The organism is Microcystis aeruginosa NIES-843 (assembly GCF_000010625.1).
GTDB classification, from domain to species: Bacteria; Cyanobacteriota; Cyanobacteriia; order Cyanobacteriales; family Microcystaceae; genus Microcystis; species Microcystis aeruginosa.
Genome location: NC_010296.1, coordinates 5,174,589 through 5,197,274, shown reverse-complemented (window position 1 = coordinate 5,197,274; position 22,686 = coordinate 5,174,589). Strand labels below are relative to the sequence as shown.

The window sequence follows — 22,686 nt, the reverse complement described above, 5'->3', positions numbered from 1 at the left end:
TCTCATCCCTAGATTCAAAAAAGTCAGATCATCAATTCCACGAGGAAAATATTATGTTTAACTTAAACCATAAATTATATTTATTAATTTCCAAATTCTTAGAAGAACAACAAAAAATCGAAAAACTCCAAAAACTGGCTGAAAGTGCAACGTTCGATAGTTCCGTAAAATTTTACGGAAATTGTGTAAATCATCAGAATGATAAAAGTTTAATTAAAATTGGAGAAAATAGAGTAATTCTCGGAGAATTAGCTATATTTGCTTATGGCGGAAAAATAGAAATCGGTAAAGATTGTTATATGGGTGAAGGAACTCGAATTAGATCAGCAAATTCTATCAAAATTGGCAATGAAGTTATAATTGCCGATGATGTCAGTATTTATGATACCGATGCTCATTCATTAAATTATGTTTTAAGACAGAAAGAATTTATGGAAGTACTCATTTTGAATAATCTGATTAAGGATGCTAAGGATGTTGATATACAATCTGCACCAGTGGTGATAGAAGATCATGTTTGGATTGGATTTAATGTTGCGATTCTTAAAGGGGTTACGATTGAGAAAGGAGCAATTATTGGAGCAGGTTCGGTGGTGACACAAGATGTAGAACCTTTTACTGTTGTTGCTGGTAATCCTGCCAAAATTATCAAACGATTATGAATCTGCTCCAATGCCTAAACAATAGGTTAATATTGATTCCTGATATGTAAAAAATCTAGAAAATAGTAGTAATAGAATTTGTGATAATAATGCAGATTTTTATGGTATGCTGAATTAGTGTCTAACTCAATAGATAGACATTAAAAGTTCTAATGTCCCCCATTTTAGTGCGAGAAGAATTCCATGAATGTTGCAGAAAAAGCCTCAGATACTATAAATCTCAAAGAAGATACCCGAACTTTCAATCAATCTCTTCAAGAATTTTTAAGATTTATTCAAGTTTATTGGTATCCGAAAGAACACCAGGATAGAGCTTTTTCGCAGATTATTCGTTCCTGGGGAATGCTCGTTTTATTGTTTTTATTATTAGTGGGAGTAGTAGGTCTTAATGCGTTTAATAGTTTTGTTTTTAGAGACTTAATTAGCGTCACAGAAGCTAGGGATGCAGAAAAATTAACTCATTTTGTCATTATTTATGGGATTACTCTAGGCAGTATGACGTTTTTCACAGGATTGTCTAGGTTTCTTAAAAAACTAATTGCGCTGGATTGGTATCAATGGATCAATAGTAGTATCTTGCAAAAATATTTTAAAAATCGTGCTTATTATCAAATTAATTTTAAAGGGGATATTGAAAATCCAGATCAACGTTTATCCCAAGAAATTCAACCCATTGCCAGAACAACGATGGACTTTTTAACAACCTGTGTTGAAAAAGTTATGGAGATGCTGGTTTTTATTGTCATCCTTTGGTCAATTTCTAAAACCATTTCTATTGTGCTTCTGGTTTATACGATTATTGGAAATATTCTTGCCACCTATATTACTCAACAACTAAATAAAGTCAATAAACAACAATTAGAAATCGAAGGAACCTATAAATACGCCATTACTCATGTTCGGACTCACGCTGAATCAATTGCATTTTTTAGAGGGGAAGAAAAAGAGTTAAATATTATTCAAAGAAAGTTCAATCAGGTGATTAAAATCATGATTGAAAGAATTAATTGGGAAAGAACCCAGGAATTTTTTAACCGCGGCTATCAATCCATTGTTCAAATCTTCCCCTTCTTAATTGTTTCCCCATTATATATTAGTGGTGAAATTGAGTTTGGACAAGTTAACCAAGCCAGCTATTGTTGCTATTTCTTTTCCACAGCCTTATCCGTGTTAGTGGATGAATTTGGACGCTCCGGTGAGTTTATTAATTATATTGAACGTTTAGAAGAGTTTTACCAAGCTTTAGAGGGTGTAAGCGAACAAACCAACCCAGTTAATACCATTAAAGTCATTGAAGATAACAATCTAACTTTTGAGGATGTCACCTTACAAACTCCCGATGCCGCTAAAGTGATTGTCGAACATTTATCCCTATCCGTTGAACCAGGGAAAGGTTTATTAATTGTTGGGCCAAGTGGTCGAGGAAAAAGTTCTCTTTTACGCGCTATTTCTGGGTTATGGAATACAGGGACAGGTCATTTGGTGCGACCTCCCCTCGACGATTTATTATTTTTACCCCAACGTCCTTATATCATTTTAGGAAACCTGCGCGAACAGCTAATTTATCCTCAAACGACAACGGAGATGAGTGAATCCCAATTAAAAGAAATCTTACAAGAAGTTAACCTACAAGATGTTCTTAATCGCATCAAAAATTTTGATGAGGAAGTGGATTGGGAAAATATTTTATCTTTAGGAGAACAACAACGTCTAGCCTTTGCGCGACTATTCGTTAATCAGCCAGATTTTGTGATTTTAGATGAAGCCACCAGTGCTTTAGATTTAAAAAATGAAGATCATTTATATAAACAGTTACAACAAACTGGAAAGACCTTTATTAGTGTCGGACATCGAGAAAGTTTGTTTAACTACCATCAAAAGGTTTTGGAACTTTCCGAGGATTCTACTTGGCGCTTAATGAGGATGGAAGACTATCATCCATCAGCAGCGATTGCAACTCATTCTAACAATGCCAAAACCGTTGATGAAACGATAGAAATTGTCTCTGAAATTAACAATCAAGACAATTTTACCCATCAAGAAATGCAAAAACTGACCAACTATAGCTTAAGTACCATCAAAAATAAAGCCAGTCGAGGTCAAATAATTGTTGCCAATGATGGCATGAGCTATCGTTATGACAAAACCCTTGATATTGCCAAATGGGTGAGAGTTTAGCTTCTCAAGGAGCTTCGATCGAACTTAAAAAGGCATCTTGCCGCAGTTCGGGAACCTTCAAAGAAGATTCTCGACCCATTACATTGTTCGCCAATTCCGAGTTGAATTGGCGAATTAAAAGCCGCCAGGACTTAAATAACTGGGATTTTCCTGTAGGGAAGTATCGAAGGGATTAGGTAAATCTTGGGTGCGAATTAAAGGGCCAGACTGTTGCTGCTGCATGACATCATAGTATAAAGTTTCGGTCAATTTAGCATCCCTAGTAATCAGATTATCGAAATAGGAACCTTGGGGAAAAGTACGCCAACCAAAAAGAGAGTTTAACTGTCCTAAAATGTTGGTGTAGTCGTAGAAACGACCCGTATTGTTATTAACAGCGCGGTTAAACAAACCGGGGATATTATTAAATCCTACCGCCGTATCGGGAGAGGGGACAATTTGCAATTGTTGGGTTTTTACCGGTGCGGGAGTGGTGGCGGGTGAATTTTGGGCGATCGCACTAGACGAACTCCACCAGACTAAACCGGTTAAACAAAACAGGGAAGGAAGTAAAAATTTAGCGCGCATGGGTAAAAATCTCCTCACAGGGATAGGGTTAATTAAAAAATCGCGTCAATGGGATGAGAAAGAAATCAATACTAGCGATCGAGTCAATATATAATGACTTTTGGCTTAATTGTAACCGAAATTTTGGAGTCAGTCAGGCTCCCAATCCTGAAAATATGGCTAATTCCTCGGTAGCGAATCTCGATACTGCTTCCCTGCGTCAATTTCTCCTCGATGCTCTTGTCCGTCTTGCCTATGGAGAGGGGGATTTCACCCTGTCTTCAGGACAAAAAAGCAGCTACTATATCAACGGCAAACAAGTTACCCTGACTGCGGAGGGAGCTTTAGCCGTGGGGCGTTTATTGCTGTCGCTACTGCCTCCAGATACCCAAGCGGTGGCAGGATTAACCCTAGGGGCGGATCCGATTGTCAGCGCCGTTAGTGTGGTATCTGCCTACGAAAATCGCCCGATTCCAGCTTTAATCGTCCGCAAAGAGGCAAAAGGTCACGGAACCATGGCTTATATCGAGGGGCCGACTTTAAACCCCGGGGCCGCGGTGGTTGTCCTCGAAGATGTGGTGACAACGGGGAAAAGTGCCATGGTAGCGGTAGAAAGATTACGCGATGCCGGTTATCAAGTAGATTTAATCATTGCTTTGGTGGATAGAGAGCAAGGAGGGGCGGAATTTTACCAATCTCAGGGAATACAGTTTCAAGCTTTGTTTTCGATTCGGGATCTACAGGCGGCTTATCAGAAAAAATAGCGGCGATGGGCCAGAAACGCTCGATAACTGGGTTTTAAAAGTCGGTAAAACTTATCGCACAAGGGACTGGAGAGCTGCTTTAACTGCCTAAACGGTAAGTTATCTCCATTTTTTTCCTGTGAATAATTGGTAACTAACTGAGGTTGTCGGCGCTAAGAAACAGATAAGAACATTGATAGATTCAGAGTCTAACTATTGACTAATACCTATTCTCGGACGGGGAATCAAGATTCCTTGACTCTCTTGGCTGCTAATGAGTTGAAGCCTTTGTCACTTTACTGATAACCCTCAGACCGACTAACTGTATACTAGGCTATAAGATTTGCTTAAAAATCTTCAAACCATGCCGAACTATCGACAGTACAGCGATCGCCAAATATGAATCAAGGCATAGATTTACAAGAAAGTTTCATTAAATCCCTAACAGACTTGGGATTAAGTGGAGGACTGGCTAAAGCGATTTGGATGCCTTTACCCATGTTCCTGATGATTATTGCCGCCACAGTGGGGGTTTTAGTCTGCGTCTGGTTAGAAAGAAAAATTTCCGCCGCCGTCCAACAGCGTATCGGGCCGGAATACGCGGGACCCTTGGGCGTTTTACAACCGGTCGCCGACGGTCTGAAATTAGTCTTTAAAGAAGATGTCGTCCCCGCTAAGGCTGACCCTTGGTTATTCCTCTTTGGGCCAATTTTGGTGGTGATGCCGGTGTTTGTCTCCTATCTCATCGTCCCCTTCGGTCAAAATCTGCTGATTACCGACCTAAACGTGGGGATCTTTTTATGGATTTCCTTGTCCAGTATTGCCCCCATTGGTTTATTAATGGCGGGTTATGCCTCGAATAATAAGTATTCCTTGCTGGGAGGCCTGCGGGCGGCGGCGCAATCGATTAGTTATGAAATTCCCTTGGCTTTATCGGTATTAGCGATTGTGATGATGTCTAATAGTCTCAGTACCATTGATATTGTCGAACAACAATCCGGTTATGGCATTTTAGGCTGGAATATCTGGCGCCAACCGGTGGGTTTTCTGATTTTCTGGATTGCCGCTTTAGCCGAGTGTGAACGTCTGCCTTTCGATTTACCGGAAGCGGAGGAGGAATTAGTCGCTGGTTATCAAACCGAATACGCGGGGATGAAATTCGCTCTCTTTTATGTGGGTTCCTACGTCAACCTCGTGCTGTCGGCCCTAGTTTTCGCCGTCCTCTATCTTGGCGGTTGGGAATTTCCTATCCCCGTCAATGCTTTAGCCGGCTGGTTGGGAGTTAGTGAAACCAATCCTTGGCTACAAATTATCACCGCTTCCCTCGGGATTACGATGACGGTATTAAAAGCCTATTTCCTCATCTTCATCGCTATTCTCTTGCGTTGGACCGTACCCCGGGTTCGCATTGACCAATTACTCGATTTAGGCTGGAAATTCCTCTTACCGGTATCTTTAGTTAACCTACTACTTACCGCCGCCCTAAAACTAGCTTTTCCCTTTGCTTTTGGCGGTTAATTTCCTTTTTTGCCCTGTTAACCTACTATACCTCTGACCATCATGTTTAACATCCTCAAACAAGTCAGCGATTACGCCAAAGGTAGCATTCAAGCGGCGAAATACATCGGCGAAGGTTTATCCGTTACCTTCGACCATATGCGTCGTCGTCCGATTACCGTCCAGTATCCCTACGAAAAGTTAATTCCCTCGGAACGTTATCGGGGTAGAATTCACTTTGAGTTCGATAAATGTATCGCCTGTGAAGTTTGTGTGCGAGTTTGTCCGATTAATTTACCAGTAGTGGATTGGACTTTTAACAAGGAAATTAAAAAGAAAGAACTCAAACACTACAGTATCGATTTTGGGGTCTGTATTTTCTGCGGTAATTGTGTCGAATACTGTCCGACTAATTGCCTATCGATGACCGAAGAATACGAACTGGCATCCTATGATCGTCATGAATTAAACTATGATAACGTCGCCCTAGGCCGTTTACCCTACAAAGTCACCCAAGATCCGATGGTGACACCTCTGAGGGAATTAGGTTATCTGCCTAAAGGTGTTATCGAACCCCACGATTTACCCGCCGGTAGTCAACGCGCCGGCAAACGTCCAGAAGAAATTACTGATTAATTAGCAGTTAGCTATCAGCCGTCACGGTTTTTAGGTAGGAGAATTGCCAGATTCTGTCTTTTGCCTCTTGCCTGTTGCCTCTTGCCTTCAGAAGCTGATAACTAATAATTAATAACTCTCAAGCATAAAAGGAGATGAAACTACTGTGAATTTAGCCGAGGGCGTTCAAATAGTATCTTTTGGCATTTTAGCAGCCCTAGTAATCGGGACAGCTTTAGGCGTGGTGCTATTGTCTAATATCGTTTATTCCGCCTTTTTATTGGGCGGTGTTTTTATCAGCATTTCAGGTTTATATCTCTTACTAAATGCTGATTTTGTAGCGGCGGCACAAATTCTAATTTATGTGGGTGCAATTAACGTTTTAATTCTCTTTGCCATTATGCTTGTTAACAAGCAAGAGGACTTTTCTGATATTCCTAAACGTTGGATTCGTCAGGCATCTACAGCTTTAGTTTGTGTGGGTTTATTTGTGCTGTTATCGACCATGGTTTTAATCACGCCTTGGTCAATTTCTACCACTTCTCCCGCCGTAGTAACTAATACTTTAGTAGAAATCGGTAAGCATTTCTTTAGTGATTTCCTGCTACCCTTTGAATTAGCTTCCGTGCTATTATTAATGGCCATGGTCGGAGCAATTATTTTAGCTCGTCGTGACCTTATCCCCACCCTAAAAGCTGAAGAACCTACGGCCACAGCCTTAACATTGCCCGAACGACCTAGAGAATTAACCGCCCCTAAATAAGACAAAAGAAAGAGGTATCATGCAGATTCAGTTAGAGTATTATTTGTTATTAGCGGCGGCTTTATTTTGTATCGGAATTTACGGTTTAGTCACCAGTCGCAATGCTGTCCGGGTTTTAATGTCGATCGAATTGATGCTCAATTCTGTTAACATTAACTTAATGGGTTTTTCCAACTATCTTGACCCCGCTAATATCCGAGGCCAAATTTTTACTATTTTCGTGATTACCGTAGCGGCAGCCGAGGCAGCCGTGGGTTTAGCGATTATCCTGACTATCTATCGTAACCGCGACACCATCGATATGGAACAGTTTAATCTGCTCAAATGGTAAGGTTTTAAATATTTACCCCTCTCTCCCTTTTTTGGGGAGAGTTTTTTTTGGTTAATTTTTCCCTGTTAACGGGGATAAATCTCGGTGACAACTCGATCGGGGGAGCTACTGGTAACAACAATGTTATTATCTTCTAAAGTGCCGATCGCTTTATCGCCAGTGAGATTAAATTTTGGTTCCTGTTGTTCATAGATAATATTCCCCTCGGCCTCGACAATTTTTTCCGACATTTTCCAAGTTAAGATCTGACTATACAATTGCGCTCCAGTTTTCTGATTAATTCCCTTAACCCCATCCTTGAGATAAGCGATACGATTGCCTAATTCCACCACCACACGATTACCAGTAATAGTGATTTGATCTTGATATTGAAAAATTTCCGTGGGGCGATCAGACGTTAGGGTACGATTTTGATAGTTCCAAATTGCCTGAGAACCAGAAATCTGTAAAGGTGGTTCTAAAGAGCGATATTCGAGGTTTTCTTGCAGGATAACCTGATTATTTTTTCTTTCCCAACGACCGCCGATAGCAGTAAGGCGATCGATAATAGTTTTACTAATATAGCGATCAAAAGCGACTTTTTGATCGGTACTAATGACCTGTTGCGGAATTTCCCAGTACAGGCGCTCGGTTTGCAGGACAACACGAGATTCCTTGGCGGTAGCCACCACTTGACCTTGTAATTCTAGTTTTTCTTGGCGCGTGTCGTACCGTCCTTGGCGGGCCTTAGCTTCTAGTTGTAGATGACTACCTTTGATCCCTTTGGGGGAGATTAAAATACCAGCCTTGGGTAGCCAACGCAATTCCGGCGCGTTAATAATGGCCTTATTGCGGGGATCTACAGCCACAATATTATCTTTGAGGAGAATTTCCTGGCCTTCCTTGTAAACTTCACCGCGGTCAGCACTAACCTGTAAAACTACTTTCCCATCTTGATAGATATTACCCTTGATATTTTCCAGACGGGCAATTTTTTGGTCTTGGGTGTAGGTAGCTTTTTTGACTTGAATTTTCCAGAGGGGTTGTCCCGAGGGGTTAGCCTGTTCTAAGGTGGCATTATTGAGAATTAAGCGGCCAGTTTCTTCAATTTTAGGCGATTCTGTCGGCGAAATTTTCGGCGGATCGGGAGGTTGACAGGCTGTTAATCCCAGCAAACCGATTAGGAGGGCAGCCTCGCGCCCAATTGATAGTTTTAATTGTAACCGCTGCCTCAATTTCGATCGCTCCGCTGCTATTTTATTAGGGGTCGAGAATAGAGTCGCCTCCATCCCCTCCCATCCAGAACCGTACATGAGAGTTTTACCTCATACGGCTCCTCGTTTGACTGTTCCCTTGTTAAGGATACAGCCTGACATTCATTGGCTGTCTATATATCATTGTAGTTGACTCAAGGTCAAGTTAACTACGGATGATTCTAGGTTTCCATTGGCTGCCGTTTGATCACTGAAGACCTGACTAGGCAATTATTTCAGGCATTTGGCTCCTTATTTGATGCCTAAACGTTTCGCACATCTTTAGTTATTTTATCTTGACCAAATTTCAATAGCCAGATCAGCTAGATAATTAGCTCGCTTTTCAATTTCTTCCTTATTCCAGACATTTTTGTCAGAAAAGTATTTGTTCAAAGAAACATTACTGTCTTTAAACAAAATAACTTTGTCCGAAAATGGTTTATTAGATAAGCCTGAATTGTCGGCAGTCAAAGTCAGATTACCTAAAGTATGTAGCCAAGTTTTATGTATTTGTTCGTGATTATCACCAAGCATATCTTGCCAGTGCGCTGTTAAGTTCTGGGGCATTATATGCTCTATTGTCAGGTTCTTAGTATTAACCATCTCTTTGGTCATGCGGCGTTCTATGGTTTCCAGAATAAGCTTAACTCTATCATTTGTTTTGGCATTTTTACTATAGATGTCTTTTTTGATTAGTCCTTCACGAAATTCATCGTCTGATGGCCATGACTTTTCTCCTTGATAATCTCTCAGAACTTTTTTTAGATTAAACAGTGTATTATTAGAGTTAGATTGTTTTTTTATGTCTTCATATAAATTTTCAAAAATTTTCCCTAAAGTTTTTGTAGATTTATTAACAAAGGATCGTCGAACAAAGTATGATTCTAAACAATCAACAATTTCAAGGAAATCCTGAATAGATAAATGCTTGTCTTGAAAATCTCTATAGATATTGAGAAGAAAAATACGACAAGTAGTAAAATCTAGGCGATTTAATCGACTAAATCTATCTTTTAGTTCGTCTTTATTTTCACTTTCTTTGGGAAAAACAAGACACTGATAATATTCAGCAAAGTTAATCAACTCATCTAGTTGATATTTAATATTAAAACTATTGTTTTCAGCATTTTTGTCTAGGCGTTGTTTAATTTCTTTATAAACTTCTTTTTTACTAATTGATTCACCGTCTTTGCGAAGATATAACCAAAAAGATTCAGTCAATAATTCAGCATATTTTTCCTCTTTTTTTTCCTCTATAGCTAGTCTTTTAAAAGATGCTTCAAGAGGTTGCCACTTTTGTTTGTATATATCTTCTCGTTGTTCACTAGGTAACTTCATAAAAACATAGTTGCGGACTAAATCTGCTTGGGTAAGTTCTTGTCCTTTTGTATTGAGACTTTCAAAAATAAGATAAGGATTTTCTTCGCTATCAGAAGTAATATTGACTAAAATTAAACGCTCTAAAAGAAGATTTTTGAAGAGTTTATGTTCTCCCTCTGCAAAATTCTTCTTTTTAAGACGTTCCTTAAAGTATTGATATGCCTTATATATTGTTTTGTTATCAAATTCTCTGCTATTTTGGTTTTTGATGATACTTTTGTAAGCTTCACGATCACCTTGAGTTGGCAAGATTTTATAAAAATCATCATCTTTTTTAAACTTATTTATCAGATAGTATTCATATAATTCTTCCGCCAACTCTGTATGGTTTTTCTCTTGTAAATAATTTCGCAAAGCCGCTATGATGATGGCAAGAGTAGTAAGACGTTGTTGTCCATCTATTACGACATACGGAGATATCCCTTCGGCTGTTCCAGGAATTGACTGGGTGACAATAGAACCAAGAAAATGAGGTTCTTGCTCCTTATCATAGAGACTCATTAGATCTTCCCATAAAGTCTCCCATTTTAACTTGTCCCAAGAATAAGGTCTTTGAAATAGAGGGATTTGAAATTGTTTAGTACCTTCAAGTAAATTACGAAGACTGGTTTCTGATGCTTTCATGATTTGATTTGCTCCTGTAATCGTTTTGTCTTTGGTAAAAGTGGCAAAAATTGTCTCAATTTGATTAGCCCATAAACGCCGAGCTTAGGGAACCGTCCGAAACCTTCCACGGCGAAATAAGGAAATCAACTAACTAAATAAAATCGCCCAGTTAACGGGAGAATGACCCCCACCGAGGCGGTTTATCCTCCTTCAAGGTGACATCTTTCACCCAGTTTAACTGATTTTCAATACTCCAATGCCCCTGAATTGGCTTCAAAAAGGCTTTCGCAGACAATCTTTCACTACTGATGAAATAAGCCTTCTCCTCAAAGTTCTTTCCTTCCCGTTTGCCTTGACGTTTCACTAGGACAAAGCTTTGTCAACCTTTCCATCCTGCTCATGGTTATATACTGAAACGATGCTGACTCACATCTTGCTCGCAAGTCTAGCCACCTTCTACCGTACACTTAATACTTTTTGCCCCAGTTGCCAGGATGGTCTGGTATTTGCTTTAATCGCTAGTCTTGCTGGGAAAAACCCCCGGTTGTACGGTGAGAGTTTGTTGTTTACCCCTGCGGTTAATCTCGATTTCCAGATTACCACCGATCGCACTGGTTTCTACACCTTGCTGCACATCCGCAGCGGTTTTAACGGGGTTTCCTGCCACAGTTTCGATGATATCACCCGCTTGCATTCCGGCTTTTTGGGCGGGGGAATTTTCCACCACTCGCAGGACGATTACCCCTTCATTTTGGTCAATATTAAAGTTTAATTCTTTAGTTTCGTTCAATTGCTGCCGTAATTCTGGGTTTAGCGTCACCATGTGGATACCGATGTAGGGATGTTCCGCTTTACCCTTGCTAGATAGCTGTCCCGCCACTTTTTGGGCGGTTTCGATGGGAATAGCAAACCCTAAACCCTGGGCATCGGCCCGAATTGCCGTATTAATGCCGATAACTTCCCCCTTGGCGTTCAGCAACGGGCCGCCGGAATTGCCGGGGTTAATAGCGGCATCGGTTTGGATAAAACGAACCCGTTTATCGGGAACCCCCACTTCGCTGCTAGTCCGGCCCAAGGCGCTAATAATGCCCACCGTAACAGTATTATCTAAGCCTAGGGGATTGCCAATTGCGATCGCCCACTCTCCGGGGGTTAAAGTTTCGGCCTTGCCAAAAGTCACCGTCGGTAAATTTTTCGCCTCGATTTTCACCAGGGCCACATCGGTCATATTGTCAACCCCCAGGACTTTACCCTGATAGGTTTGACCGTTTTTCAGAGTCACTTTTACTTGGGTTGTCCCTTCCACCACATGGGCATTAGTCAAAAGTAGTCCATCTGTACTAACAATAAACCCAGAACCGGTTCCCCGTTCCAAATGCTCCCTGGGAATCGGCACTTCATTACCAAAAAAGCGCCGAAAAAAGGGCTGTTTAAATTCTTCGGGAATTTGGTCGGCCACTTCCCGGGCCGAGTCAATCCGCACCACCGCCGGCCCGACTTTCTGCACGGCCTGGGCGATAAAATTAACATTGCCGTCGTTTTGGGGAATAACAGGGAGAGAGAGGGAAGCGGGGAGGATTGCCGGCGGTTTATTTACCTCTAGGGGCGCTTTTCTGCTTAAATACTGATTTCCTAGCACACCCACAGTACCACCTAGGGCGATTAATCCCAGTGAAATCCCCAATCTTGTCAATAAACCCATAAGCTCTAGCCCTAAAATATCGTGTGCGGTAGAATCGGCCCCAAACTTACCTATATTATAGGCTGTCTTTTTTGTCGGTAGGAAAGAATCAATGGGAACTTACCCCGTTTACGGGTCTTCTTTTAGGGGTAAAATCACGAAACAGCTATGAGAATCTCAGTTCATGCAATTGTTTGATCGCATCCGTTTAGGGATAGCCGTAGCGGTGGCTAAAACCGTTACTGCTGTGGTTAAAGGACTCCGTTTAGGGGCTGCCAGCGTCTTGCCGGGGGAAATTGCCCGTCGTCTCCATCCCCGTTTGTTACCCCTACTCTGTGGGCAAGTCCGACGGGGGGTAATCTTGGTGGTTGGCACAAATGGAAAAACTACCACTTCCCTACTCCTAAGAACTATTCTAGAGCGTCAGGGGGCAAAAGTCACCCATAATACCACTGGGGCAAATTTAATTAATGGTTTAATCACTGCTTTATTGGCCGATGCTAATTTATTCGGCACTTTAAAGGCTGATTATGCCATTTTAGAAGTGGATGAAAATATTCTCCCTTTGGTTTTAAAAGATTGTCGTCCTCGCGCTATTTTAGCTCTAAATTTGTTTCGCGATCAACTCGATCGCTATGGGGAAGTGGATACGATTAGTCGCCGTTGGCAAGGGGCCATATCTCCCCTACCCACCGATACTTTAGTGATTCTCAATGCTGATGATCCGACTCTTTCCCATTTGGGTCAACAACTGCCCCAAAGAGTTGTATATTTTGGCTTAAGTGAGCCGGAATTATATCTGGAAGAAATTCCCCACGCTGTGGATTCTATTTACTGTCCTAAATGTGGTGCTTCTTTGGATTATCGCGGGGTTTATCTCTCCCATTTAGGGGATTTTAGTTGTCCTAGTTGCGGCTTTAAAAAGAGTAATCCTGCTTTTCATAGTCACGATTGGCCGCAGATTTTAATCGGTGTTTATAATAAATATAATACTTTAGCAGCGGGTTTAGTAGCCCAGGAATTGGGGATTAAAGATCGAGAAATTTTTGAGACAGTTCAGGGTTTTAAAGCGGCTTTTGGTCGAGCGGAAGAATTAGAAATTGAGGGTAAAAAAGTTAGGATTTTACTGTCTAAAAATCCCGTGGGTATGAATGAAACAATTCGCGCAGTGGCTGATATTTTACAGAAAGAAAAGTCTTCTACTACTCTCTTAGTTCTCAATGATCGCATCCCCGACGGTACGGATGTTTCTTGGATTTGGGATGTGGATACGGAAAAATTAACCCGTTTGGGAACAACTTTAGTAGTAACGGGCGATCGACTTTATGACATGGCTTTACGCTTACAATATAGTCAGGATAGTCTCGCTTATCCCGTTAATTTAATTGTTGAATCTGATCTAAAAAAAGCGATCCAAATTGCCCTTAATAACACCAAAAATGAGGAAACTTTACATATTTTACCCACCTATTCTGCTATGTTAGAAGTACGAGAGATTCTCACGGGACGAAAGATTTTGTAGAAATTAGAAAAGGGGGACATAAGCGCAAGCTTACACTAGCTTTTTTTGTGAGATGCTTACACGCAGTTGTTCAGATATTTGTAATAATTTTTGATATTTCTACAAACTTGAGATGCAGTCCGTCTCCTGTCTCCTGTCTCCTGTCTCCTGTCTCCTGTCTCCTGTCTCCTGTCTCCTGATTAAAAATTATGCAAGAACTAGAACTAAAAATCGGCTGGTTATATCCGACCTTAATGAGTACCTACGGCGATCGAGGTAATGTTATTACTATTCAAAGAAGATGTCAATGGCGTGATATTCCTGTGACAATTATTCCCCTAGATGCTCAAACAGAAGCCGAGACATTTTATCAAGTAGATATAATTGTTGGGGGTGGAGCGCAGGATCGGCAACAGGAGATCGTTATGCGCGATTTACAGGGTAAAAAAGCGGCAGCGATGAAAGAACAATTATCGGCAGGAATACCGGGGGTTTTTACCTGTGGTTCCCCACAATTATTAGGGCATTATTACGAACCAGCTTTCGGTCAAAGAATCGAAGGATTAGGATTATTAGACCTAGTAAGTAAACATCCCGGCCCCAATGCAAAACGCTGTATCGGTAACGTGGTTTTTGAAATTACTGCCTCTCCCTTAGCGGAGGAAATTAAAGCTATGACTGGGGAAAAACCGCTAGTAATTGGCTTTGAAAATCACGGGGGTCGTACCTATTTACAAACCGTTTCTCCCTTGGGAAAGGTGATTACTGGTTACGGAAATAACGGAGAGGACGGTTATGAAGGAGCATTTTACCACAATGCGATCGCTACCTATGCCCACGGTCCCCTACTACCCAAAAATCCCTTTTTAGCCGATTGGTTAATCCAAAAAGCTTTAGAACAAAAGTATCAAAAACCGATTTTTTTAACAAAACTTGATGATTCTCTGGCCCTGAAAGCACGATTTGCCATGTTTGAACGACTAGAACTAACCGGCGTGACCAATAAAGCCTAAACTGGTCATATACACTTATGGCAGGAGATAGTCAAACTAGCCATTAAGAATTTTAATTGTGGCAGCTTATGAAATTATGACTGGAAAAATTATCGATCGTCAAACGGCGGGGTTTCTCGTCCTCATCATCCCCCTAGCGGTGCTAATCATCCTTCTTTTTACCGCTTGGCCATTGATCCTACTTGTCTTCCTCTTAACTCTGGCAGTCAAGGTGTGGCAAGACTATCGCTGGTCAAAATTATCGATGGTGATTAACCCCTATTTCAATCAACTTTTACAGGACAATCAAGGTTGTCTCACCCCGATTGACCTATCGGCAAAAGCCAATCTCACGGCCAAATTAGCCAGACAATTTTTAGACAGAAAAGCTGAGGAATTTGGAGCGCAAAAAAAAGCTGTAGGCGATAAGGGTATGGCCTATTACTTTATCACCGCCAGTACCCTGGGTAGTATTTTTGATGAGAGTGACCCCTCTTTAGAAGAAATAGGGGAAAAACAAGTTCCTGCGATTACTGCCTCGAGATCTCCCCTGACCAATTTAGAGCCATCGCAGGAGGCTAAATCCCCCCTGATTGTCGCCGAGAAAAGCGAAAATTCTGTCTCGGAGGTTCCTGTTATTTCCTCCTCCCAATCTCTGACTAATTTAGGTAAATTATTTGAGGAAAAAGAGGAAGAAAATACTGCAGCAATCTCTGTTCAAGAAACGGTAATTCAAGAACCGGAGGAGATAATTAATCCTAGTTTAAACAGTTCTGCCAGTTCTTTGTTCCAGTCAGAATCAGAAGTTAGGGAAGAATCCCTAACCTCTGTATCTGAAACCATCTCATCGATGAGTTTGGCGGATTTGGCTAAACGTTTAGGAGTTACTCCGGCCGTTTTGGGTAGAAACAAGAAAAATAAATCCGAAACAGAATTCGCCGATTGGAGTCGCATCAGAGATCCCGATGGTATTGCTTGGAAATTTGACGCAAAAAACTCCCTATTTGTGGCCAACTGATAGATAAATTTGTTTGGTTTTCTAGACAGGCTCCCTGCCTGTCTTTTTTAACTCTACGTCCTACCCTCAATCCCATAGTATGGTTGCTTCAGATTGTTTGAGGATGTTGGAAATCATCACCCACCACAAATCTGGCGGTTGTATCAGTAACAGGATAGGTTTTAACGTAAATGAGACAACCTGTTGTTGAGGAAGGACTGTAGGGGCAATTGGGGGGGTATCTTAGCCAACTGCCTACTGGATAACTACCTAGGGTTTGCTGAAAAAGTCATTGAAAAGTACAGGTCTCTTAATCAATGATTTCACTTAGCTACAAGCATAAGCTTTAGTTGTTGATTAATTTTTAAATTATAACTTATCCTAATCATTGACCGAGAAAAAGTGCTGTTTTTCCATTTCAGACATAAAAAAGCCCAAAAAACCTGCCTCAACAGGTTAGAAAGATTCATGACTAAAAAAGTAATAGCAATCGCTGAAAAGGAAGTATGAGGAAGTTTAGCCATCACTTTACCTAAGCTAAATCTTCTTTTCCCTTGTCCAAATTTGCCCTCTATACAATTCCGAATCCTCTCATCATCAGTAGCTTGTTTCTTTTGTTCTTTACTAACATTTTTGGCTGGTCTTCCTAATGGGGGACCACTGATTCTGATTCCCCTTTCTTTACACCAAGCTCGGTTTTCTCTGGTTCGATAAATTTTGTCCACATGAACTGATTCTGGATAGTATCCTGTATAGTCATAATAAGCTTCTATTTGTGCTTTTAAATCTCCCGATTCATTAAAGTTATCCCAACTAATCCGGTCTAAAAATATGTAACCATCTATACAGCTTGCTGAGAATTTGGCCCCAAATTCTACGGGTTTTCCAGCTTTTCCTCTGACTATCGGACGGATGTGGGGTTGAGTTAAGCTGACAATTCTGTCTTCAATACTCTGTTTGTTATTTTGGTACATCCAGAGTTGTTGGCGATAAACTTCTGTGACTACTAATAACAGTTTATAGTCTCTTTTTTTCAAGCTTTGTAGAGAGGCTCCTTCTGCTAAAAGTTGTTCAATATGGTCGAGATTTCTTTTCAGATATTGCAGTTGTCTTTTTAGAGCTTTTCGTCTTTGTTTGACGGTAGGTTTTCTTTTTTTTGCTACTTCTAAATAACTTTTTCTGGCCAGGAGACGATAGGTTCTCGGTTTTTGAACAAGTTTTCCTTTTATAGTTTCATAGAGAATATCAATAATTTTTTCGGTTTGTTTTCTTCCTTGATTTAACAGGTTTAAATCCGTAGGATAACTAATATCTGCGGGCGCACAACTGGCATCTAAAATTAATTTACCTCGATTTTCTGGTTGACTTTGGGTTTCGCTCTCTAACTTTTTTTCGGTGTTTTCTTCTTCTTTTATTTCTCTCGAATTTTTGACCATAAAGCGATTCACTTTATTAATTAGTTCCCGAGTGATTCTTTCTCGAAAGTGAACCAACATTGACGCTTCAAACTGGGGTTCATTGCTGTAGGCTGAAAACCCCAAGAAGTATTGTAAATAAGGATTTTCCTTGATTTGTTCTACCGTTTCTCTATCGCTTGTTCCTAATTTTTCTTTAATAATTAATGCTCCTAGTGCTGTCCTAAATGTTTTGGCGGGTGCGCCCATTTCTTCTGAAAAAAGTGATGCGTATTCCGCTTCAAATTCTGACCAGGGAATGAGGTTGGCCATAATTACCCAACGATTATCTTGGGATAATTTCCCCTCAAAGGGCAGCTCGAAGTTTTCTGGTGGGGTTGAGGGTAACTCGCTTTTACGGTACATTAGCACTAATTAGAGAAGATGCAAGGGTGATGCAAGGGTTTTAAGAGATTCTAGCAGATTTAAGTGCATTTGGGAAGCTCTCAATCAAGCTAAAAGCCCTTTCCTGTAAGGTTTTTAGATTTATTCAGCAAACCCTACCTAACTCATCACTCCAGGTACCTTCAATGACAAAGATTTCTTTAATCTCAGTTTCGACAACATTCACCAACTGAGTGTTGGGCAGCCAACGCTCAATCCAGACTTTTTCTGAGAAATCTGCTTGCTCGTAGAGGTGTTGAACCTTAATTTCAGGCACTATACCTGCTTGCCAGGAGCCATTAAAAATGTTGATTCTCACTTGTTGGCGAGTTTTACCACCATGTTGCCGCAATTTAACAAAAGTCAGGCATCCTTCCTCACTATAGGGGCGATGGATAAAGCCTTCGGGGTTAAGCATATAAGTACCCGGTGGATGCACCCCTGTTTCATCTGCAAAATTGCCTTCAAGCACCAAAATCTCTTCACCACCGGGATGTCCATGCAGCGGAAAAAAACCACCGGGATAGAATCGAGTCAGCATTGTTACTGGATGATCCTGGATTTCATGGTCAGACTCGAAACAGCCAAACCAAATTCCAGTAAAGTTTGTCTGAAACCAAGTTAATGATGTGGGAAGCACAGATACGCGGCTTAGTAGGTTTACGTGAACTTTTTGGGGTTTCCACAGAGATTGAGCAGTCATCTTTCCTGAATTTTATTTTTTTGCGTCGAAAAATTATTTGGTATTATTCTTCTACCTAAGAATACTATGTAAGCAGTTATGCCTTCAAGTTTCCGAATTCATCTACTCTCATTAATAACTTCGGGACGGGAAATAGGCGGAACTCGATCGCGATGGCTTTTTAGTCCAGCTAACGGCTGAGTTATGCCGTGCTTCTCATCGACAAGAAGGTGATCGTCTTAATTCTTAAGCATAGCCGACAATCTCATGGAATGAACACTAGGATCGTTTCATTCTCTCAAATCCTTATCTGTAACGTTTTTAGTCGATTTATCGGAATAAGTAGGGTCTGCTGAAAAAGTTTTTCCTGGGGGTAGGAGTCAGGAGTCAGGAGTCAGGAGTCAGGAGTTTTAGGCTTTGTTGCCCTTGTTTTTTGTACCAAGCGATGTACTACAAGAAGGATAATGCAAGGTTTTTGAACGTCCCAATCCTATTTTCTTGCACTAACATCGGACTTTAACAGGTCAAAAGCTTTATTTTAAAAGGGTTTTACCATTATTCAGCAAACCCTAAGTAGGTAGGCGTTAAAAATTATCAGATTTCCCCCCTTATCAAGGGTAGGGTTGATTCATGAATCAACCCTAAGCTTAGACGCACTTACATTGCACTTTAATATCCTGGAACGCCTTGTAGATAGGGATACGAGTAGGAAACTTAAATGCGTCTAAGCTTACTATGAATTAACCCTAGGATTAAGGGGGGATCAAGGGAACGGTGATTCCCGACAACATCAGTGATTGAGTTTCCTGCTTTCATCCCCAAATAGTTGTGCTAGAATGGCGAAAAATTACCCCGATTGATAATTATGTTAGCCGAATTAGCCGCCGCCGAAATCGCTAAAATCGCCTTTGAAGCTGTTATCGGTAAATTAACGGAAGGAGCAATGGATAAAGGTGTAGAATTGTGCAAAAAAATTAAGCAAAAGTTACAAAAGGAACCCGCCGCCGCTCAGGTTTTAGCGGCAGCAGAACAAACCAAATCCGAGGCGATGATTGAACAGCAAGTGGTTCCTTTTTTACAGGTAGAAATGCTCAAAGACACCAATTTTGCCCAAGAAATCCAAACCCTAGCACAACAAATTATAGCGTTTCTGATTCACAAGAGGTACATTCCCGATCCTGAACAGCTTAATCAGCAAAGGTTTAAGTGTGCCGCACAGATGCGAGAACCGCTATAAACAAGTTATCAACAGCAGTAGGTTGGGTTGAGCAATAATAACTCTTGTCTGTCAAATATTAGCGACGCTTGAGCGAAACCCAACCACACCAATGTCGTCAAGAATGTTGGGTTTCTAACTGGGATTGGTGCGTTACGCTAACGCTAACGCACCCTACTGGATTGTTTCAGCTAATTTGGTGTATTAGAAAAATGCTATAAATTCTATAATCTAAGACTTTAAGCCGAAATCTATTGCCCTATTTTAGCTGAAACAATCCACTACAAGCTGGGAATTGATGACCCTCGGCGATTCGCGTCTGGAGAGGTAATGTTTCTCCCTCTACATTTATACTACCCCAGGAGAGTCCTCCCACAGAATCAATACCACTGGCTACTTGATAACGGATCCGGAACGGTTAAAATGAGATTATAAGTGATTCGGAGGAAAAAATATGTCATACTACGATAACTGTTTTGACCACATTACTGATCCTGTCCAACGAAATTCTGTTCGCCAGCAATGGTTACAGATGATTGACGGAGGTTTATCTGTTGCCGATGTTAGGATACTACTAGATAAGTACCCAGATTTTCGGTTGGCGAAGAGTTTCTTGCTACTTTGCCTGAGTTTAAAGATGTATTTGATAAGAATGTTTCTTACCTTGTTAATAGTACATCAAAAAAATACGAATTAGATGAACTTAAAAAACTTGTCACCATGTTTCCTCAGTTTAAAAAACTAGCTGAACAGCGTATAGAAGCCATCCGAGAAAGAAAAGAACGAGAAGAAAGATACATAGAAGAAAGAGAAAGAGAAGAACGAGAAGAACGAGAAGAAAGAGACAGAAATAGAATGGTGGTCAAACCAAGGAACAATGTATTATTGATGAAATTCTTCCATCAGTTCTTGTAAACGTTCTTGTTGCTGTTTGCTGAATAAATTATCAGGACGGAAACGCTGTAAAATCACTAATGTCTCACCCATATTTTCACCTTCAGCAATTAAACTTGTTTCCATAAGATCCAGTGCTTGACCTGGAGTCAAACCACTTGTTTCTTGGTTGCCACAAATTGCTTTATATGTCAAGGTTTTTCCAGCAAATTCTGGAACAATTGTGATAGTAGTCATGGTTTAAACAGTAAAGCGAATTTTGCAAGCTCATCCAAAATAATTTGGCTTTTCCATACTTGTTATGCACTTTAACATACTAACCGTAGGTTGACTTGAGCAATAATAACTTTTGTCTGTCAAATATTAGCGACGCTTGAGGGAAACCCAACCACACCAATGTCGTCAAGAATGTTGGGTTTCGCTCAAACCATTGAATCGAGCAGGTTTCCCCTAAGTATTAAAGCGCTCAACCCAACCTACAAGCTGTCAAATTTCTCCTAAGTATTAAATCGCTCAACCAAACCTACAAGCTTCTATCTGATAACTGATAACTGATAACTGATTAAGACTTCACTCCCAAGTTAAAGAAAATCGTTCCCCGACGCACAGAATTTTCGCTACCTTGGCTGCTAATAGTAAGAGAACGCAGATTATTAAATAAAGGCTTAATCGACAATTCTAACACCCGCACGATCGGAAATTTTGCCTCGATTACTGGTTGCAATTGTCGCCAATCGACGTAAAAATAACCATCATTTTCTGCGGGTAGAGCAGTAATTGCCTGTCGAAACTTACCACTACTTAAGATGGGGTTTTTCTGTGCAGATAAAGCTAAACCCATCGCTTCCACAGAACTAGCGATAATTTCATAATTATCGACCCTAGTATGCACTCCCGTCACGATCGTCTCTAGTTGCGCTTTTCCCCCCGGGACCGCCGTGGTTAACTTTGTCCAAGCTGTCACCGTTCGATCGAGTAAAGGCAGATTAACCACATTATAGCCGCGACTGCGGGCCAACTCATCCAAATGCTCGATCGCACTGTCCACCTCTACCCCCATCACCCGTTCCCCTACAAAAACACTATCGGGTTCCATCCCCTTTGAACTAGGCACGAGAGCGAGGCTATATTCGCCTCTAACCCAGCTAAAAATGTCTTCAGGCAAATTTAAACCTAAAGGCGACTGGAAGCGGTTTAAGACCTGTGTTATTAATTCCTGTAGGGGACTATCTGCTTCTAACCCCTCCTCTACCTGAGTCCAAAAACGATTTAAATCGCGACTAGCGGCGACTAAAAGGCTATTTTCGCCGATAAAAGATAATGCTCCCACGGGACTAGATAAAATTGGTGCTTGGTCATCCTGTCCTAAGACTCCAATTAAGGCGGTTTGAGCGACTATTCCGCCGGATTTGAGGGAAAAAGCCGTGGCTAATCGTTGTTTTGCTTCGGGACTCTCCGGGACGGGTTGATTAGCGATCCAAGCCGATAACGGAGGTAAATTGCCGTAAACTATAGCTATACGCGGTTCGGTGATATTTTTGAGGGCTTCTCGGTAATCAGGGCTATTTTTTAGGTTTAAATCCGGTACTTGCACGTTATTAAGTGCCTCGCGCAAAACCTTGATATTATTGGCAAAAAGCACCGTATCACCGACGACGGCACTAGCGAGAAAACGATTATTATCTCCTGCGGTCAAGGGACGTTGATAAATGAGGTTAACTCCCTTGTAGAGTTCAAAAACGAGGTCAAATTTGCCCGAAACCGCCTGTTTCGAGTAGGAAGCTTGCAGAAATTCCTTAGCGCGTTCACCATCTTTACTTTGAATTGCCAAAAGATAACCCGGTTGGATACCATTATCGGTATCGCGATCGAAATCTAGGGAAGTAACAGCGAGAGTAATTTCCTCCCCTAACCAGGGTTTGATTTCCTTTTGATAATTTAATCCCGTTTTACCGAGCAGACTTTTTTCTAAATCTTTAATTTGTTGGTGGGAACGTCGTCGATTAGCCGGTGTAGCGATTAATTGACCAAAAGACTCTAAACGTTCGGGATTGACCAACAAGGATACCATAACCGGGGCCTGTTTCGGCACAAAAATCGCCGCCATCGGTTCCCGCAGCACCCCACCTTTGAGCAAAGACAGAGGACTATCGGCGAGAATCCAAGCAAAACTGGCTGTAGCGACTCCTAGGAGAATGATTACCGTCGCACCTAAAATATAGAAAAACGATCGCAATTTCACAACCTTGTCCCGAGATGAACCATTAGCTATTTTAAGCCAGCAATTGACCCAAGAATTTCGATCGCTACAATTCTTACCAGACTGACAACG

General features: G+C 41.1%; 20 protein-coding genes and 1 pseudogene. 12 read left to right on the top strand and 9 right to left on the bottom strand.

Features of this window, described 5'->3' with window-relative positions; genetic code table 11:
- The first annotated feature begins 53 nt into the window (after positions 1-53).
- Positions 54-662, top strand: a complete 609-nt coding sequence (locus tag MAE_RS24605) for an acyltransferase (RefSeq protein ID WP_012267915.1) — start codon at positions 54-56, stop codon at positions 660-662.
- Positions 663-845: 183 nt separating this feature from the next.
- Positions 846-2,840: an ABC transporter ATP-binding protein/permease gene (locus tag MAE_RS24600; protein ID WP_012267914.1), complete on the top strand. Its 1,995-nt coding sequence runs from the start codon at positions 846-848 to the stop codon at positions 2,838-2,840.
- A 114-nt stretch (positions 2,841-2,954) separates the two neighbouring features.
- Here MAE_RS24600 and MAE_RS24595 read toward each other — a convergent pair whose 3' ends face one another.
- Complete coding sequence (locus MAE_RS24595) at positions 2,955-3,407, bottom strand: hypothetical protein (protein WP_012267913.1); 453 nt, start codon at positions 3,405-3,407, stop codon at positions 2,955-2,957.
- 53 nt (positions 3,408-3,460) lie between these two features.
- Here MAE_RS24595 and pyrE point away from each other — a divergent pair, with 53 nt between their 5' ends.
- The 5 genes from pyrE (at position 3,461) to nuoK (ending at position 7,335) form a co-directional block, all read left to right on the top strand.
- Positions 3,461-4,150, top strand: a complete 690-nt coding sequence (gene pyrE, locus MAE_RS24590) for an orotate phosphoribosyltransferase (RefSeq protein WP_080507056.1) — start codon at positions 3,461-3,463, stop codon at positions 4,148-4,150.
- Positions 4,151-4,528: 378 nt separating this feature from the next.
- A complete protein-coding gene (gene nuoH / locus MAE_RS24585; RefSeq protein ID WP_002775034.1) occupies positions 4,529-5,647 on the top strand; it encodes an NADH-quinone oxidoreductase subunit NuoH in 1,119 nt (372 codons plus the stop codon).
- A 42-nt stretch (positions 5,648-5,689) separates the two neighbouring features.
- Positions 5,690-6,262, top strand: coding sequence for an NAD(P)H-quinone oxidoreductase subunit I (ndhI, locus tag MAE_RS24580; RefSeq protein WP_012267911.1), 573 nt, complete (start codon positions 5,690-5,692; stop codon positions 6,260-6,262).
- Between the two features lie 145 nt (positions 6,263-6,407).
- Complete coding sequence (locus tag MAE_RS24575) at positions 6,408-7,004, top strand: NADH-quinone oxidoreductase subunit J (protein ID WP_008203498.1); 597 nt, start codon at positions 6,408-6,410, stop codon at positions 7,002-7,004.
- A 25-nt stretch (positions 7,005-7,029) separates the two neighbouring features.
- Positions 7,030-7,335, top strand: a complete 306-nt coding sequence (gene nuoK, locus MAE_RS24570) for an NADH-quinone oxidoreductase subunit NuoK (RefSeq protein ID WP_197533180.1) — start codon at positions 7,030-7,032, stop codon at positions 7,333-7,335.
- 65 nt (positions 7,336-7,400) lie between these two features.
- On the opposite strand, the gene lptC is transcribed toward nuoK, so the two are convergent.
- From lptC to MAE_RS24550, 4 genes and pseudogenes are all read right to left on the bottom strand, one after another.
- Complete coding sequence (lptC, locus tag MAE_RS24565; RefSeq protein ID WP_041805015.1) at positions 7,401-8,549, bottom strand: LPS export ABC transporter periplasmic protein LptC; 1,149 nt, start codon at positions 8,547-8,549, stop codon at positions 7,401-7,403.
- A gap of 309 nt (positions 8,550-8,858) precedes the next feature.
- A complete protein-coding gene (locus tag MAE_RS24560; RefSeq protein WP_012267909.1) occupies positions 8,859-10,571 on the bottom strand; it encodes a DUF262 domain-containing protein in 1,713 nt (570 codons plus the stop codon).
- A 138-nt stretch (positions 10,572-10,709) separates the two neighbouring features.
- A pseudogene (locus MAE_RS36565) lies at positions 10,710-10,872 on the bottom strand (ISAs1 family transposase); the annotation flags it as partial.
- A gap of 192 nt (positions 10,873-11,064) precedes the next feature.
- On the bottom strand, positions 11,065-12,255 hold the full coding sequence (locus tag MAE_RS24550) for an HhoA/HhoB/HtrA family serine endopeptidase (protein WP_012267907.1): 1,191 nt from the start codon (positions 12,253-12,255) through the stop codon (positions 11,065-11,067).
- A 163-nt stretch (positions 12,256-12,418) separates the two neighbouring features.
- Here MAE_RS24550 and MAE_RS24545 point away from each other — a divergent pair, with 163 nt between their 5' ends.
- The 3 genes from MAE_RS24545 (at position 12,419) to MAE_RS24535 (ending at position 15,745) form a co-directional block, all read left to right on the top strand.
- Positions 12,419-13,756, top strand: coding sequence for a Mur ligase family protein (locus MAE_RS24545; RefSeq protein ID WP_002776995.1), 1,338 nt, complete (start codon positions 12,419-12,421; stop codon positions 13,754-13,756).
- A gap of 188 nt (positions 13,757-13,944) precedes the next feature.
- A complete protein-coding gene (locus MAE_RS24540; protein WP_012267906.1) occupies positions 13,945-14,748 on the top strand; it encodes a type 1 glutamine amidotransferase in 804 nt (267 codons plus the stop codon).
- Positions 14,749-14,824: 76 nt separating this feature from the next.
- Entirely contained in the window at positions 14,825-15,745 is a 921-nt protein-coding gene (locus MAE_RS24535) for a hypothetical protein (RefSeq protein ID WP_012267905.1), read from the top strand.
- A gap of 302 nt (positions 15,746-16,047) precedes the next feature.
- Here the strand turns inward: MAE_RS24535 and MAE_RS24530 are convergent, their stop codons facing one another.
- A complete protein-coding gene (locus MAE_RS24530) occupies positions 16,048-17,544 on the bottom strand; it encodes an IS5-like element ISMae6 family transposase (protein WP_012267176.1) in 1,497 nt (498 codons plus the stop codon).
- A 124-nt stretch (positions 17,545-17,668) separates the two neighbouring features.
- A complete protein-coding gene (locus tag MAE_RS24525; protein WP_012267904.1) occupies positions 17,669-18,265 on the bottom strand; it encodes a cupin domain-containing protein in 597 nt (198 codons plus the stop codon).
- 844 nt (positions 18,266-19,109) lie between these two features.
- Between MAE_RS24525 and MAE_RS24520 the strand changes: the two genes are divergently transcribed.
- Both MAE_RS24520 and MAE_RS32900 read left to right on the top strand, forming a co-directional pair.
- Positions 19,110-19,481, top strand: a complete 372-nt coding sequence (locus tag MAE_RS24520) for a hypothetical protein (RefSeq protein ID WP_012267903.1) — start codon at positions 19,110-19,112, stop codon at positions 19,479-19,481.
- Between the two features lie 699 nt (positions 19,482-20,180).
- Positions 20,181-20,375 carry a hypothetical protein gene (locus MAE_RS32900; RefSeq protein WP_012267901.1) on the top strand — a complete coding sequence of 65 codons (195 nt, stop codon included), beginning with the start codon at positions 20,181-20,183 and terminating at the stop codon, positions 20,373-20,375.
- On the opposite strand, the gene MAE_RS24510 is transcribed toward MAE_RS32900, so the two are convergent.
- Positions 20,343-20,591 (bottom strand): hypothetical protein, encoded by a 249-nt coding sequence (locus MAE_RS24510; protein WP_050766324.1) that lies wholly within the window; start codon positions 20,589-20,591, stop codon positions 20,343-20,345. The two genes, MAE_RS32900 and MAE_RS24510, sit on opposite strands and share 33 nt — an antisense overlap.
- 325 nt (positions 20,592-20,916) lie before the next feature.
- Positions 20,917-22,596, bottom strand: coding sequence for a DUF3352 domain-containing protein (locus tag MAE_RS24505; RefSeq protein WP_012267900.1), 1,680 nt, complete (start codon positions 22,594-22,596; stop codon positions 20,917-20,919).
- Positions 22,597-22,686: the final 90 nt, after the last annotated feature.

Coding starts and splice junctions, on each gene's coding strand:
- MAE_RS24605 (WP_012267915.1), top strand. CDS start 54: ATGTTTAACTTAAACCATAAATTATATTTATTAATTTCCAAATTCTTA.
- MAE_RS24600 (WP_012267914.1), top strand. CDS start 846: ATGAATGTTGCAGAAAAAGCCTCAGATACTATAAATCTCAAAGAAGAT.
- MAE_RS24595 (WP_012267913.1), bottom strand. CDS start 3,407: ATGCGCGCTAAATTTTTACTTCCTTCCCTGTTTTGTTTAACCGGTTTA.
- pyrE (WP_080507056.1), top strand. CDS start 3,461: ATGAGAAAGAAATCAATACTAGCGATCGAGTCAATATATAATGACTTT.
- nuoH (WP_002775034.1), top strand. CDS start 4,529: ATGAATCAAGGCATAGATTTACAAGAAAGTTTCATTAAATCCCTAACA.
- ndhI (WP_012267911.1), top strand. CDS start 5,690: ATGTTTAACATCCTCAAACAAGTCAGCGATTACGCCAAAGGTAGCATT.
- MAE_RS24560 (WP_012267909.1), bottom strand. CDS start 10,571: ATGAAAGCATCAGAAACCAGTCTTCGTAATTTACTTGAAGGTACTAAA.
- MAE_RS24550 (WP_012267907.1), bottom strand. CDS start 12,255: ATGGGTTTATTGACAAGATTGGGGATTTCACTGGGATTAATCGCCCTA.
- MAE_RS24545 (WP_002776995.1), top strand. CDS start 12,419: ATGCAATTGTTTGATCGCATCCGTTTAGGGATAGCCGTAGCGGTGGCT.
- MAE_RS24540 (WP_012267906.1), top strand. CDS start 13,945: ATGCAAGAACTAGAACTAAAAATCGGCTGGTTATATCCGACCTTAATG.
- MAE_RS24535 (WP_012267905.1), top strand. CDS start 14,825: ATGACTGGAAAAATTATCGATCGTCAAACGGCGGGGTTTCTCGTCCTC.
- MAE_RS24530 (WP_012267176.1), bottom strand. CDS start 17,544: ATGTACCGTAAAAGCGAGTTACCCTCAACCCCACCAGAAAACTTCGAG.
- MAE_RS24525 (WP_012267904.1), bottom strand. CDS start 18,265: ATGACTGCTCAATCTCTGTGGAAACCCCAAAAAGTTCACGTAAACCTA.
- MAE_RS24520 (WP_012267903.1), top strand. CDS start 19,110: ATGTTAGCCGAATTAGCCGCCGCCGAAATCGCTAAAATCGCCTTTGAA.
- MAE_RS32900 (WP_012267901.1), top strand. CDS start 20,181: ATGTTTCCTCAGTTTAAAAAACTAGCTGAACAGCGTATAGAAGCCATC.
- MAE_RS24510 (WP_050766324.1), bottom strand. CDS start 20,591: ATGACTACTATCACAATTGTTCCAGAATTTGCTGGAAAAACCTTGACA.